This is a genomic window from Chitinophaga pendula (assembly GCF_020386615.1).
GTDB classification, from domain to species: Bacteria; Bacteroidota; Bacteroidia; order Chitinophagales; family Chitinophagaceae; genus Chitinophaga; species Chitinophaga pendula.
Genome location: NZ_CP077769.1, coordinates 1,547,407 through 1,561,619 on the forward strand (window position 1 = coordinate 1,547,407; position 14,213 = coordinate 1,561,619).

The following is a 14,213-nucleotide window of genomic DNA, read 5'->3' on the forward strand; positions in this document are numbered from 1 at the left end:
ATGATTAGACCAGGACTTTATATAGAACAATTTATTAACTGGCTCACCTTACATTTTGCAAATTTGTTCGACGTCATCAAAGTAAGCGTAGAAGCCGTTGTAGGTGGATTGGAATGGTGCCTGCTACTCCTGCCATTTTACGTCGTGATCGCACTACTGGGATGGCTATCCTGGAAACGGGCCGGCTGGGGCACCGGTATATTGGCCATACTGGGCCTGCTGCTCATCTATGGAATGGGGTATTGGGAAAAGACCATGGAAACACTGGCACTCATACTGGCCGCCGCATGCATCGCACTATTATTGGGAATCCCCCTGGGCATATGGGCCGCCAAAAACAAACTGGCCAATAAACTACTTCGGCCGCTACTCGACTTCATGCAGACAATGCCTGCCTTCGTATACCTCATCCCGGCCGTACTGTTTTTCGGACTAGGTAAAGTACCGGGCGCATTCGCTACCATCATATTTGCTATGCCGCCCGCAGTAAGACTTACCACCCTGGGCATCAGCCAGGTCCCCGACAGCATCGTAGAAGCAACTCGCTCCTTCGGTGCCACTCCCCGGCAACTACTCTTCAAAGTAGAACTCCCGCTGGCCTTGCCAACCATACTCGCCGGCGTCAACCAAACCATTATGATGGCATTGTCAATGGTAGTAATATCAGCTATGATCGCCGCCGGCGGCCTGGGAGAGATCGTACTGAAAGGAATCACCCAGCTGAAAATAGGAACCGGCTTTGAAGGAGGCATCGCCGTCGTGATCCTCGCCATCATCCTCGATCGTATCACCCAGTCTTTCGGTAAAAAGAAACAGACTACCGCCAAATAGATGGATAATTATTCACCTTTTAAAAGATCAACGATGCAAAAAAGATGTTTAATCGGGATATGCCTGCTCGCAATCATTACAGGCCTATGGGCCTGCAGCAACGGGGCAGGAGGGAAGAAGAAAGTAACAATTGCCTATGTGAACTGGGCAGAAGGAGTAGCCATGACCCAACTGGCAAAACAAGTCCTCGAACAACGGGGATATAACGTATCCTTGAAAAATGCAGATGTAGCACCCGTATTTGCGGCCGTCGCCGGCCGCAATGCAGATGTATTTATGGACACCTGGATGCCGGTTACTCACAAGACATATATGGACACCTTCGGAGATAAACTAACAGTACTGGGTACTTGCTATGAAGGAGCAAAAATCGGTTTCGTAGTCCCCGATTACGTCAAGGCCAACAGCATCGAAGACCTGAAACAACAGAAAGCGGCTTTCAACGGAAAGATCGTCGGCATCGATGCCGGTGCCGGTATCATGACAAAAGCAGAAGAAGCCGTAAAAACATATGACCTGCCATACGAATTGCAATCCTCCAGCGAAGCAGCTATGATGGCCACATTAAAGAAAAAGATAGACGCAAAGGAAACCGTAGTGGTCACCGGATGGGCCCCGCACTGGATGTTCGCCCGCTACCAGCTGAAATTCCTAACGGATGATAAAAAAGTATTCGGCGAAGCCGAACAGATCCAGGTAATCGCCAACAAACAATTCGTCACACTCGCACCAGAAGCAGCTACCTTCTTTAGCAACTTCCACCTCGACGAACAACAACTGGCATCCCTCATGGCAGCAATAGCCGAAGCAGATGGACAAGAAGATACCGCCGTCGGAAAATGGATCACCGACCACCAGGAACTGGTCGATAAATGGTAACAATCCGTATAACAGACATAAAAAAGAACAACCATCCAGGATTGGATGGTTGTATTCGTAAATACCCTATACCTAATGAATAACAATTCAATAGGAAATTTTCAATCAGAAAAGAGTTACGTCCGTTATATATAACAAAATCATATGTCGTCGCTGGGCTACCTGTTGCAAAATAAACGGGTAGTCATAACTGATATGACGGAAACTGTTCAGCGTTTATATATGGGAAGTGCGCCAGGCGCAGATGAAAGCAATTTCATAGTATTTATCATAGGTAGCATAGATCTTTAATTGCAATATAGTCCCGCCTCATGACATCCGGCTGACTATCCGATTGCAGGACAAAAGTCAGCAGAAGAAACCATAATCACTAACACAAAAGAGGAATTCCTGTAAAAATGAGTGAATTCACCTAGGTTTTTAGGTACAAACACCTATTTTTAGCGATAGGATGCACCTGCGATTTTGATCTACGGGTAATAATTGCATCTTTACACCTGCCAAAAAATAACCCCCTATCTTCTGTGAAAAACCGCGTAAAACTGACCGTTCATGCAATCTCAACGATCAGGTTAACCGGTGAAGTTGGCAAGCAATGCAGGTAAACCCCGGTGATGCCCGGCCTTGACATAGAAGGAAAATTAAGCATCTTACATCCTGAAAATCTCTATAGTATGAATATATTTTATGTGTAAGAGTATTGGAAATAGTGCTGATAGAACCATCCTAAACTTAAAAACATGTGATTGCTGACCTATGTAACTAGCAAATAGAGAGCGCAGACCGGACAAAAAAGCCAACCGGTTACAGGAAAAAATGTGATGTCCTTAAGTTCTATAGTGCCATTTTTCAGTGCGCTAAGCCTGGGAAATTTTTGAGCGTATGAATGATATTTATAGCATATTATTATTAGAAGAAGATGTCATTTTATCCAGGCAGATCAGGCAGCTATTGAATATGAATAATTACAATGTTTTTATAGCTTCCTCCTTGCAGGAAGGAATGGAAATGTGCAAAAAATACACGCCCGATGTCGTCGTATGCGACATGAGGATGCGTGGCGGTAGCGGCTTTCAATTCCTGGTAGAATTACGTAACAACACCGCTATGCATAATATCGTTTATATCAGCATCAATGGAAAAGACAATAGAGAAGAAATGCGCACCTGTATGAACCTCGGCGCAGATGACTACCTGCCCGCCCCATTCAACGGAAAAGAACTGCTGCTCAGCATCAAAGCCAGACTGGCACGATTCGCAACACTCAACAGCGCCCGGCACCCGCCTCCCAGAAATACCATCGTTACCACCCTCTCCCTCGAAGTACCCGAAGAGATCAATAGTAAATTGAGCAAAACAGAAACCCGCGTTATAATTATGATAGCTGATGGCCTGAATAACAAGGAAATTGCCGAAGCATTAGGTATCAGCACCAAAACAGTAGAAAACCACAGACACAATATCGCCCGTAAACTCGAACTTACCGGCCACCACGCCCTGGTCAAATACGCGATCAGGAACATCAAAAAACAACTAAAAATAACGCAGTAACCTGCCGTTACCACCCCCTATTCCCCACACTTCCCCCGTATCACTCTCCCTTAGCACCTCCCGATAAATGAAAAATTAGCAGTATTTGCTCATGAGAACTGTAAAAACAGCAGTTTAAGACCTTTTATGCTGTCAAAATTGCTTGTTTATAACCTTGGAGTCAATTTTGATGTTCTATTGAAAATAAAATTTAAAAAGGAGAAAACTAATATACATGAACCTCAATAATTTCACAATTAAATCACAAGAGACCCTGCAACAGGCCCAACAACTGGCGTTTAATAACCAGAACCAGGCCATTGAAACAGGTCACTTGCTAAAGGCTTTGCTGGATGATGAGGATAGCGCAATTGAGTATCTGCTGAAAAAGAATGATGTGAATATGGGTTTCCTGTCCGGGAAATTAGATGAACAACTAAGTAAATACCCAAAAATGGCAAGTGGAGACGCCGGCCAGGTACTCAGCCGCGAAGCAAATAACGCCATCCTCCGGGCTGGCGCCAGCCTGAAAGAATTCAAAGATGAATTCGTCAGCGTAGAACACCTATTATTAGGCCTGCTGAGTGGAAGCGATGATACCGCCAAAGCATTGAAAGATGCCGGCGTCACAGAAAAAGGCCTCAAAGCAGCCATCAAAGACCTGCGCAAAGGCTCAACCGTCAATTCGCAAACCGCCGATACCCAATACAACGCTTTACAGAAATACGCCAAAAACCTGAATGAACTCGCACAGGCAGGTAAACTCGATCCCGTGATCGGAAGGGACGAAGAGATCAGGAGAACACTACACATACTCTCCCGCCGCTCTAAGAACAATCCTATCCTCGTCGGCGAACCAGGCGTGGGTAAAACAGCTATCGCAGAAGGACTGGCACACCGCATCATCAATGGCGATGTACCCGAAAATCTCCGCTCCAAGATCATCTTCGCCCTCGATATGGGTGCACTGATGGCGGGTGCAAAATACAGGGGAGAATTCGAAGAACGCCTCAAATCCGTCGTTAAAGAAGTAACGGAAAGCGATGGCGAAATCATCCTCTTCATCGATGAGATACATACCCTCGTCGGCGCAGGTGCCATGGAAGGCGCAATGGATGCCGCCAACATACTCAAACCTGCCCTCGCAAGAGGAGAACTCAGAGCCATAGGTGCCACCACCTTAACAGAATACCAGAAGTTTTTCGAAAAAGATAAAGCCCTCGAACGTCGATTCCAGAAAGTACTGGTAGATGAACCGAGCGTAGAAGATGCGATCTCTATCCTACGGGGCCTCAAAGAACGCTATGAAGGACATCACCACGTCCGGATCAAAGACGAAGCCATCATCGCAGCCGTAGAACTATCACATCGCTACATAACCGATCGCTTCCTGCCGGACAAAGCCATCGACCTGATCGATGAAAGCGCCGCCAAACTAAGACTGGAAATGAATTCCATGCCGGAAGAACTCGACGAACTGGAAAGAAGGATACGCCAGCTGGAAATCGAAAAAGAAGCGATCAAACGCGAAAATGATGAAGAGAAACTACGCGAACTGGGAGAAGAGATCGCCCGCCTGAGTGAAGAACGTAACACCTTCAAAGCAAAATGGCAGGAAGAAAAAGAAGTAGTAGACAGGATACAGAATGCCAAAGCAGCAATAGAAAACCTTAAACAGGAAGCCGAACAGGCAGAACGTAACGGCGACTATGGCCGCGTAGCAGAGATCAGATATGGTAAAGTGAAAGAACAGGAACAACTGCTGGCCGATAACATGGCCGAACTGAACTCCCTTTCCGCTAATCATAAACGATTGCTCAAAGAAGAAGTAGATGCAGAAGATATAGCCGAAAACGTCGCCAAAGCAACCGGTATCCCCGTCACACGCATGATGCAGAGCGAAAGGGATAAACTCCTACACCTCGAAGACGAACTGCACCAGCGGGTAGTAGGTCAGGAAGAAGCCATCGTAGCCGTGTCCGATGCCATCCGTCGTAGCCGCGCAGGACTGCAGGACCCTAAACGTCCCATCGGTTCCTTTATCTTCCTCGGTACCACCGGTGTAGGTAAAACAGAACTGGCCAAAGCATTGGCAGAATACCTCTTCGACGACGAAACCATGATGACCCGCATCGACATGAGCGAATACCAGGAAAAACATGCCGTAAGCAGATTGGTAGGCGCCCCTCCGGGATATGTGGGATACGATGAAGGCGGACAACTGACCGAAGCCGTAAGACGTAAACCCTACTCCGTTGTGCTGCTCGATGAAATAGAAAAAGCACATCCCGATGTGTTTAATATACTCCTGCAGGTACTCGATGATGGCCGCCTTACCGACAACAAGGGTCGGGTGGTGAACTTCAAAAACACCATCATTATCATGACCAGCAATATGGGAAGCAACATCATACAGGAGAACTTCGAAAACATTAACGAGCGTAACCTGGATGAAGTAGTAGATGCTACCAAAGAAGAGGTCATGAACCTGCTCCGGCAAACCATAAGACCGGAATTCCTTAATAGGGTAGACGAGATCATCATGTTCCAGCCACTGCTCAAAGAACAGATCAAAGGAATTATTAACATACAATTACAACACCTGAAGGCGCTCATGGCGAAGAATGGCATGATATTGGAATTTTCTGACTATGCGCTGGAATACCTGGCTACACAGGGTTACGACCCCCAGTTCGGCGCCAGACCATTAAAAAGGCTCATTCAGAAAGAGATCGTGAACCTGCTGAGCAAAAAAATACTGTCAGGTGATATAGATAAGTCCAAACCGGTATTGATAGATGTGTTTGATGGAGTAGTGGTGATCCGGAATGCTTAACAATAAAGAGTTTAACTAAATACGACGATATACAGTGATTGTAATACCCGGGTGATTCCTCATCCGGGTTTTTAATACCACACAACAGACGTTATATAACATGCACTTTGCAGCGATATTTATTAAATTTGATACAAACCGGAATTTATGATGGGAACACGAGAGCAATACTTCATGAAGATAGCTGTAGAACTGTCCAGACAAGGTATGGAAAAAGGAGATGGAGGACCATTTGGCTGTGTCATTGTAAAAGGAGATGAAATAGTAGGCCGGGGATGGAACCAGGTACTGCTGCACAACGATCCTACCGCGCATGCAGAAGTAGTCGCCATCCGGGATGCCTGTACAAGGTTGGGCACCTTTCAGCTGCAAGATTGTGAACTATATACCTCTTGTGAACCTTGTCCCATGTGCCTGGGCGCTATATACTGGGCCCGCCCGATGAAAGTGTATTTTGCAAACACCCAGGACGATGCCGCTGCCATTGATTTCGACGACTCATTCATCTATAGGGAGATCAATGTACCACACACAGATAAACGCATACCGTTTATCGCTTTCCCGTCTAAAGAAGCCAAAGAAGTATTCGAATTATGGAAAAGGAAAGAAAATAAGTTACTCTATTAAAGGAAATGCCGCCCCAAGGGCGGCGTTTCCTTTAATACCCGTTTTACCGGGCGGAAAAAAAATGATAGGCCCAGAACGCCGCCAGCGTGAGGAAAAGGATAACCAGTATCGTCAACGCCAGCTGTACATAAAAATGCTGCTCCCGCCGGCGATGATTCTTCTTACGCAATTTGCGCATCATCTCCCATTTCATCTGCCTTAACCAGCCCGGGATCTTCTCCTTTTGCCGGATGATCGCCAATCCCTCTAACGCCTCATTGCAAAGTTCACAATCCGTCAGGTGCTCTTCCACTTCATGCAGTGCATCGCCCGAGAGACGTCCCTCCACATAGTCCAGCAACTGTTGCTGCGTAGGACATTTAGTTTTCACAAATATATTTTCGAATGATGGCTGCATATGATCAAGTGCAATTTACAATATATCAACGTACATACCCAGATAGCGTGATCCCGCTTATATCAGTGAGAATGTATCTTGTCTAATAACAATTTAAGGTTCCTCTTCCCGTTTTGAATATAACTCTTCACCTGCAGTAACGTAAATCCTGTCTGCTCCGCAATCTGCTGATAAGATTGCTTCCGCAGGTAAAAACGCTCCACACAGGTACGCTGCTCGCTATTGAGCATCACCAATGCCTGCTCCATATGCTCCAGCAGCTGATCCTTTTGTATAAAGGCCGATTTGTCGGTTTCATCAGCAGGATTCTGTAAGTGACGATCGGTGATCTCCTCCTTAAAACGGTCGCCTTTCTGCCGCAACTGCATCAGGCAATGATTGCGGGCCACCTGGTATATCCAGGCCCTGAAATACTGTATATCATGCCGGTGCAGATCAGACAACATCTTGAGGAAAATATGCTGTACACTGTCACGGGCATCATCTTCATTCTTCAGGTATTTCATACATACACCCAACAGTAATATCGCATACCGGTCGAACAACATGCCTATCCATTCGCTGTTGCCATCGGTACGATACCGTTGTAGTATTTCTTCATCTGTTAGTTGTAAGTATTGTTGATTCACGGGCTAAAGATACTATCCACTTATAAGATGCAGGAATAATAAGAATCCATAAAAGACCGGTCCGCTGTATCACAGGTAGCTCCTGTAACACGGCGGACCGCTTATATATCGATTATACTGATCAGAGATTGTCAAGCGCTTTCTGCGCGGCATCCTTCATACTGCCATTCATCCGGATCACTTCCTTGAATGCCCGGCGTGCCCGGCCCATCTGCCCCTTACTACGATAACATACACCTAACTGGTATTGCGCCAGCTCACCATAGCGGCCGGTGCTGGTAGATGCCAGCCGTTTATAACGGCTCATCGCTTCTCCCAGATCACCTTGCTGCTGGTATACCATTGCCGCCTTATACAGATATTCATCCGTGTTAGCAGGTTCTGCCGCACTCTTTTCTTCATTCTTGGCAGCAGGCTTCTCCTTAGGCGCATCGTCTTTATCTTTTTCCTTTTCCTTGGCCGCTGCTATCCTCGCCTTTTCTTTCTCCGCCGCTGCCCTCTCCGCTGCTGCCTTGTCTGCCGCTGCTTTCTCGGTAGCAGCCTTGTCCGCCGCTACCTTCTCCGCTACCCGTTTCAAACTGTCTGCTGTCTTCGCCCGCTCCGCCGCCGTTCTACCTGCCGGACTATCCGTCGGCTTCTTCGCATCTTTAACAGGAGGGACTTTCGCTTTGGCGGTATCCTTCCTGGCAGCAGGAAGTACAGTAGGTGCTGCCGGTGGCGTTACACCAGCCGCTTTCGGGGCCGTAGCCGCCGACCCAGCAACAGGCTCCTTATTCACCGCTGCAATAGCTGCCTTATGATCGGTAACCGCGGACTCACTTTCACTACTACTGGTCTCCGGCAGGTTCACAGGCGTCGCTGCCGGCGCCTGTACCGCCACTACAGGTCGGTACGTAGGCTTATTACGTTTATAACCTTGCGATAAGTAAACAGCACTCACACCCAACACCACAAATGCCAGTATCCAGAAGTAAATAAGAAAACTCTCCTTCTTCTTCTCCCGCCGGATGAAATCCTCCTTACGCTGCGATTGCGAAACAGAGCGGATACTGTCACGGATATACTGTTGGATATTACCCGCCATAACAGGATATTGCTCCCTGAGCTGCTCATTTTTCAACGCCTGCAGCGCCTCATGGCAAAGATCACAATCCACCAGGTGCTGCTCTACCAGGTGCTTTTCCAGCTCGGTCTGCCGCCCTTCCAGGTAACGGGGCAACTGATCCCTGTTCAGACAGCGGATGCCGGTAAATATCTTCAGTAACTTCTCGTTATATGGCTGATTATTTGACATAGGAAAGGTTCATCATTTGTACAGTCAGTTTTCGCTTCGCTTGCTTCAGCAGCGTCCGTATCTTATCCGTGCTCTCCTGACGGCCGGATGCCAGCTCGTCAAAACTCTTATTATCCAGGTAGAACGCTTCCAGTAACTGCCGATCCTCTGGTTGCAATTTCTGCATCGCCTGGTGCAGCCGACGTATCAGTTCCTGCTTCTCTATATTGTTAGACCCCGCCTTCTCTACCTGCGCCGCCAGATATTGCAAGTCCTTGGACTCACGGGTAGGGTGGTAGGGCGTCTGCTTGTCCGAATGTCCCTGCTGCGCCTGGATCGTATAATATATCCAGTCACTCGCCTTGTTAATCGTTAACGTCTTTAATCCAGTACTTAACCGCTGCAATAAGGAAGGAAAAACCTGCTGGATATTAGAACCAGGTTGCTTATTGATCTCAGGTAAACAAACAGCTACCAACAGATGACTATACCTTTCTAATAGCACACCCTCTGCCTCCCTGTCTTTCAACCTGCGCACCCGCGACATCAATTCCTTATCTGATAAATGGGTAAGTTGCTGCTGCATATAAACATTTTGAAACTACGGTATTATGGATTCGTCGGCATACTTAACTCACGGTGATACTTTTCACGGCTATAGCACACTGCATACATTATTAATATTTACGCAAAAATGGCAAAAAGGTTCACTTATCTTTAGCCTGCCAAAATGATCGCATATACTAATTACAATTAATATGCCATACGCCATTACCGTAGTACCCGTCATGCCATTGCGGGCCGAGCCGTCACATAAAAGTGAAATGATTTCCCAGGCTGTCTGGGGAGAATGCGTAGAAGTACGCAATACCGGACCGGACAACTGGGTACAGGTAAAATGCCAGTATGACGGATACGAAGGATGGGTCACTGTCAGTCACCTGGAAACGATCCCCCAGCAACTGTTTGATGCTCCCTACACACACTTCCTGCCCAAATGGATCAACACCGTACAACTCAATGGTACCCCCGTGCAAGTGCCCTATGGCGCATTGATAAAAGAGGGTAACACCGCTGCCGTATGGGGAACCTGCCAGGTACAATTTGAGGAAACACAACCATTACAACCCGCTCAGGGCACCTCCATCCTCCGCGATGCCTTCCTCTTCCGCAATACAGCCTACCTCTGGGGCGGAAAGACCGTCTTCGGCACCGACTGCTCCGGCCTCTGTCAAACCGTCTTCAAAACCCATGGCCTGCCGCTCCTCAGAGATGCCTATCAGCAAGCTACCCAGGGTACCACCGTCGACTTCCTGCAGGAAGCCCGCCCCGGCGACCTCGCCTTCTTCGACAACGCAGATGGCAAGATCACACACGTCGGCCTACTGCTCAACGAACAAGAGATCATACACGCCTCCGGCAAAGTTAGAGTAGACCCCATCGACAACCAGGGCATCATTAATAGCGATACCGGCCAACGCAGCCACTCCCTGCGTATCATCAAACGATACTACTGATCCTCCACATAAAAAAAGCCCACAACGTCAGGTTGCGGGCTTTTTGATGAAAATGAGATATCGTTACTTATCAAAGAATAATATTTTGATAGCCAGCACGATCATCAACAACGCAAATACCTTTTTGATGATCACATCCGGAATATTAACCGCCAGCTTACCGCCTAAATAACCACCCGCTATAAATCCAATAGCAATACAAACCACAAACCGGTAATCAATATAACCTTGCTTATAATATTGTATAACCGCCAGGATACCCACCGGAAACATCAACAGCCCCAATGTTGTGCCCTGCGCCTGATGCTGGGACAAACCAAACAGATACACCAGGGCAGGTACAATGATGATCCCACCACCAATGCCGACCACACCACTGAATATACCAGCCATCAAGCCCAATAACAGGAGTCCAAGGATAATAGGAAGCGGCATAAAGACTATTTTTTACCGAACATTTTGCGGTATCCCTCAATACTCTCTATAATGATCTGCTCCGCCTTTTTCTTGTCCTGGAACTCTTCCACCTTCACCGTCTTGTTCTCCAGTTTCTTGTACTCCTCGAAGAAATGACGCATCTCAGCAATAAAGTGAGGAGGCAACTCGCTGATATCATTAATGTAGTTCACACTCATATCATTGGCAGCTACTGCTATGATCTTGTCATCCGCTTCACCACCATCCACCATCTGCATCACACCAATCACCTTGGCTTCCATAATACACATCGGCACCACGTCTACCTGAGAAAGGATCAAAATATCCAATGGATCATGATCATCGCAATAAGTCTGAGGAATAAATCCGTAGTTGGCAGGATAATATACTGATGAATATAATACACGGTCCAGTTTCAGCAATCCGCTTTCTTTGTCCAGCTCATATTTAGCACGGCAGCCCTTCGGGATCTCAATGATCGCATTTACAATATGAGGCGACTGCGAACCTGTACTCACGCTGTGCCAGGGATTTGTCATCATAATTCTTCGTTTCTTTTAAATTTAAATGTCTGATTGTTGTGAAACACTTGCCACCACCGGTGTTGGAGCCGGTAATAGACTGCCGCCCTGAATAGATCTGGCAGATCATATACTATAACCACCTGCATAAACAGCTAGATATATGTCAATATATTGCCATTCAAGACTTTTGCTCAGTGCGCAAAATTAATGAACTCGGCGATAATACCGTAATAATTAATAGGCAATTAAACAGTTAACCAGCAACGGGCATTATTTAACAGCTGGTGCAGACTGTAAGGAATCCTGGTGCATAATCGTACTGGAATCCATCGTAGATGTGGCTGGTGGTATATAGTTAGGAATGATACTCTCAAATGTCAGCGATATCTTCCATTGACCCTTCTCCTTGATCAACTGCAACATCTCTTTCTGGCTGGAAGATGAATTAAGTACCGTTACAGTAGCCTTATCCCCGTTCTCCTGTGTATCTATCACTTCTATCTTTGCCTTCTTGATCTTATCCCGCTCCGCATCATTCCTGCGCGCATCAAAAATAGAATATAATTGAATGATCTGTTGCGACTCCTTCGTAGCATACTCCCTTGCCTGGTCAAAGTTAGACTCCTGGATAGCATGCATAAACTCCAGCGCCACTTCCTGAGGAGCAGCCCGTTTTTTACAAGCAATCAACAATGTACCTGAAAACAGCAGCAGTGTAAGAAATCGCCAAAAATTGGTCATGCGGTTGATAAGTTAAAATATCATGAACAAAAATAGGGGGAAAGATTGATATCTGCAAAGCTATTAGCAAATAGGCAATGACCACCTGCAGGCGGTCATCCTACTGCTGGAATGGGCAGCTATAACTATCTCTAACCCTTTTGCCTCAATTGCAGAGGCTGTTAAGGAAGTGTTAATTGTGTACTGGCGGGCTGTTTATGCGGGAATAGCCGTAGTCGTTCGTAAGCGTGTTAGTGACTTTCTTCACGTTCTTTAGCGGCATCATATGCTCGTATGATCGCCTTTACTAACCGGTGTCTCACTACATCCTCTTCATCCAGCTGCACATACCCGATACCGTCAATGTTCTTCAATATCCGGCCGGCCTTCTCCAATCCCGAACGTTGATTTTTGGGAAGATCTATCTGCGTAAGGTCCCCCGTAATAATTGCTTTGGCAGAGGCCCCGATCCTCGTCAGAAACATCTTCAACTGTAGATCGGTGGCATTCTGGGCTTCATCCAGAATAATAAATGAATTGTCTAACGTACGTCCACGCATATACGCGAGAGGGGCAATCTCAATGACCCTGTTGGTCATATAGTATGTCAGCTTCTCCGCTGGGATCATATCATCCAGCGCATCATACAACGGACGCAAATAAGGATCAATCTTCTCCTTCAGGTCCCCGGGCAAAAATCCTAAACTCTCACCAGCTTCCACCGCAGGCCGCGTCAAAATAATCTTCTTCACCGCCTTGTTCTTTAAAGCACGCACCGCCAGCGCTACCGCCGTATACGTCTTACCAGTACCAGCTGGCCCGATCGCAAACACAATGTCGTTCTTCTCCGCCATCGACACCATCAGCTTCTGATTAGCCGTACGAGCCCTCACAGTACGCCCGTTAGGACCAAACACAAGCACCTCATTCGGATTCCGCTCCTTGAAATTATCAACCGCTATCTCATCTCCCAATATCTGCTCAAAATAATTCTCACTCAAATTACCGTTCCGCTCCAGATACTGCACTAATTGACCAATCTTTTCCTGGGCATTCGCCACCTCTTCCGGTGCGCCGGACAGTTTTATTTGGGTACCTCTGGAAAGGATCTTTAGTAAAGGGAACTTCTTCTTCAGTAAATCCAGTTTCCCGTTGTTAACACCGAAAAACTCAATAGGATTAATACTCTCTAAATTGATAATGGACTCTGTCAATGATCTTTGATTTTGAGTTATATGGACTTGTATAGCAAGGATGCAGGCCCGTCTCTGGTATAAACAAACACCCGCATCCTCCTTACTAAAATATGCTTTTCCCCGGCAATCAACAGCCAGGTACTGTTAAGCAATTACTAAATCCGGTAACCGTTCTGTTTGAAAGCTTCCACCTTCTCAGCAATCGCCTTGTCGCCCAATGCCAGAATACGCGCAGCTAATACAGCCGCATTACGCGCACCTGCCTTGCCTACCGCCAATGTACCAACCGGCAAACCAGCAGGCATCTGAACAATAGAATACAACGCATCAACGCCCCCGGGTAAACCACCTTCCAAAGGAACACCTAATACCGGTAATGATGTATAAGCAGACACCACACCAGGCAACGCTGCCGCCATACCAGCTGCGGCAATAATTACGCCAAATCCCTTCTCCTGAGCCGTGATACAAAGCTCACGTACTTTGTCAGGATTACGATGCGCAGAGGCTACAATCATCTCCCCGGTGATATTGAAAAATGCCAAGTAGTTCAACGCTTCCTGCATTACCGGCTTGTCGCTCTCTGAGCCCATAAGAATTAGTACTTTCATCTGATACCTGTTTGTTTTATAGTTGTAAAATTGAATTGTCGCCGGCAATTACCAGCTGCCAATACCGGCCCCGCTGGGTTAATTAATTGTGTCTCAAAGATATCTATCCTTTCAGAATTCAAAAAAAATGATAATCCACAAATGGTGGATAAATCATGCCAAACCCCCGCCCCCAAAAGACATCTACTCCCCAATCACCCGCCCC

At 46.8% G+C, this 14,213-nt stretch carries 15 protein-coding genes; 6 read left to right on the forward strand and 9 right to left on the reverse strand.

All coding sequences use genetic code 11. The features are described from left to right. From KTO58_RS06060 to KTO58_RS06080, 5 genes are all read left to right on the forward strand, one after another. Entirely contained in the window at positions 1 to 831 is an 831-nt protein-coding gene (locus KTO58_RS06060) for an ABC transporter permease (RefSeq protein ID WP_095840239.1), read from the forward strand. 33 nt (positions 832 to 864) lie between these two features. Next, the gene (locus tag KTO58_RS06065; RefSeq protein ID WP_095840238.1) at positions 865 to 1,710 is read left to right on the forward strand and encodes a glycine betaine ABC transporter substrate-binding protein; all 846 of its coding nucleotides are present in this window, start codon (positions 865 to 867) and stop codon (positions 1,708 to 1,710) included. Between the two features lie 882 nt (positions 1,711 to 2,592). Continuing rightward, the gene (locus tag KTO58_RS06070) at positions 2,593 to 3,261 is read left to right on the forward strand and encodes a response regulator transcription factor (protein WP_095840237.1); all 669 of its coding nucleotides are present in this window, start codon (positions 2,593 to 2,595) and stop codon (positions 3,259 to 3,261) included. Positions 3,262 to 3,475: 214 nt separating this feature from the next. Further along, positions 3,476 to 6,076 carry an ATP-dependent chaperone ClpB gene (gene clpB, locus KTO58_RS06075; RefSeq protein WP_095840236.1) on the forward strand — a complete coding sequence of 867 codons (2,601 nt, stop codon included), beginning with the start codon at positions 3,476 to 3,478 and terminating at the stop codon, positions 6,074 to 6,076. A gap of 147 nt (positions 6,077 to 6,223) precedes the next feature. Further along, positions 6,224 to 6,703, forward strand: coding sequence for a nucleoside deaminase (locus KTO58_RS06080; RefSeq protein WP_095840235.1), 480 nt, complete (start codon positions 6,224 to 6,226; stop codon positions 6,701 to 6,703). 43 nt (positions 6,704 to 6,746) lie between these two features. On the opposite strand, the gene KTO58_RS06085 is transcribed toward KTO58_RS06080, so the two are convergent. From KTO58_RS06085 to KTO58_RS06100, 4 genes are all read right to left on the reverse strand, one after another. Further along, entirely contained in the window at positions 6,747 to 7,100 is a 354-nt protein-coding gene (locus KTO58_RS06085; protein ID WP_095840234.1) for an anti-sigma factor family protein, read from the reverse strand. Positions 7,101 to 7,162: 62 nt separating this feature from the next. Further along, positions 7,163 to 7,729 carry an RNA polymerase sigma factor gene (locus KTO58_RS06090; RefSeq protein ID WP_095840233.1) on the reverse strand — a complete coding sequence of 189 codons (567 nt, stop codon included), beginning with the start codon at positions 7,727 to 7,729 and terminating at the stop codon, positions 7,163 to 7,165. 121 nt (positions 7,730 to 7,850) lie between these two features. Then, positions 7,851 to 9,023, reverse strand: a complete 1,173-nt coding sequence (locus KTO58_RS06095; RefSeq protein ID WP_095840232.1) for a hypothetical protein — start codon at positions 9,021 to 9,023, stop codon at positions 7,851 to 7,853. Beyond that, complete coding sequence (locus KTO58_RS06100; protein ID WP_095840231.1) at positions 9,013 to 9,588, reverse strand: sigma-70 family RNA polymerase sigma factor; 576 nt, start codon at positions 9,586 to 9,588, stop codon at positions 9,013 to 9,015. The genes KTO58_RS06095 and KTO58_RS06100 overlap by 11 nt, the downstream gene beginning before the upstream one ends. A 172-nt stretch (positions 9,589 to 9,760) precedes the next feature. On the opposite strand from KTO58_RS06100, the gene KTO58_RS06105 reads away from it, so the two are divergent. Further along, positions 9,761 to 10,519 (forward strand): C40 family peptidase, encoded by a 759-nt coding sequence (locus tag KTO58_RS06105; RefSeq protein ID WP_095840230.1) that lies wholly within the window; start codon positions 9,761 to 9,763, stop codon positions 10,517 to 10,519. Between the two features lie 63 nt (positions 10,520 to 10,582). Here KTO58_RS06105 and KTO58_RS06110 read toward each other — a convergent pair whose 3' ends face one another. The 5 genes from KTO58_RS06110 to purE form a co-directional block, all read right to left on the reverse strand. Next, positions 10,583 to 10,954 (reverse strand): sulfite exporter TauE/SafE family protein, encoded by a 372-nt coding sequence (locus KTO58_RS06110; RefSeq protein ID WP_095840229.1) that lies wholly within the window; start codon positions 10,952 to 10,954, stop codon positions 10,583 to 10,585. A 5-nt stretch (positions 10,955 to 10,959) separates the two neighbouring features. Then, complete coding sequence (locus KTO58_RS06115) at positions 10,960 to 11,499, reverse strand: inorganic diphosphatase (protein WP_198315005.1); 540 nt, start codon at positions 11,497 to 11,499, stop codon at positions 10,960 to 10,962. 252 nt (positions 11,500 to 11,751) lie between these two features. After that, a complete protein-coding gene (locus KTO58_RS06120; RefSeq protein WP_095840227.1) occupies positions 11,752 to 12,222 on the reverse strand; it encodes a DUF4878 domain-containing protein in 471 nt (156 codons plus the stop codon). 230 nt (positions 12,223 to 12,452) lie between these two features. Beyond that, positions 12,453 to 13,415: a PhoH family protein gene (locus tag KTO58_RS06125; protein WP_095840226.1), complete on the reverse strand. Its 963-nt coding sequence runs from the start codon at positions 13,413 to 13,415 to the stop codon at positions 12,453 to 12,455. A gap of 137 nt (positions 13,416 to 13,552) precedes the next feature. Then, positions 13,553 to 14,008, reverse strand: a complete 456-nt coding sequence (purE, locus tag KTO58_RS06130; RefSeq protein WP_095840225.1) for a 5-(carboxyamino)imidazole ribonucleotide mutase — start codon at positions 14,006 to 14,008, stop codon at positions 13,553 to 13,555. Positions 14,009 to 14,213: the final 205 nt, after the last annotated feature.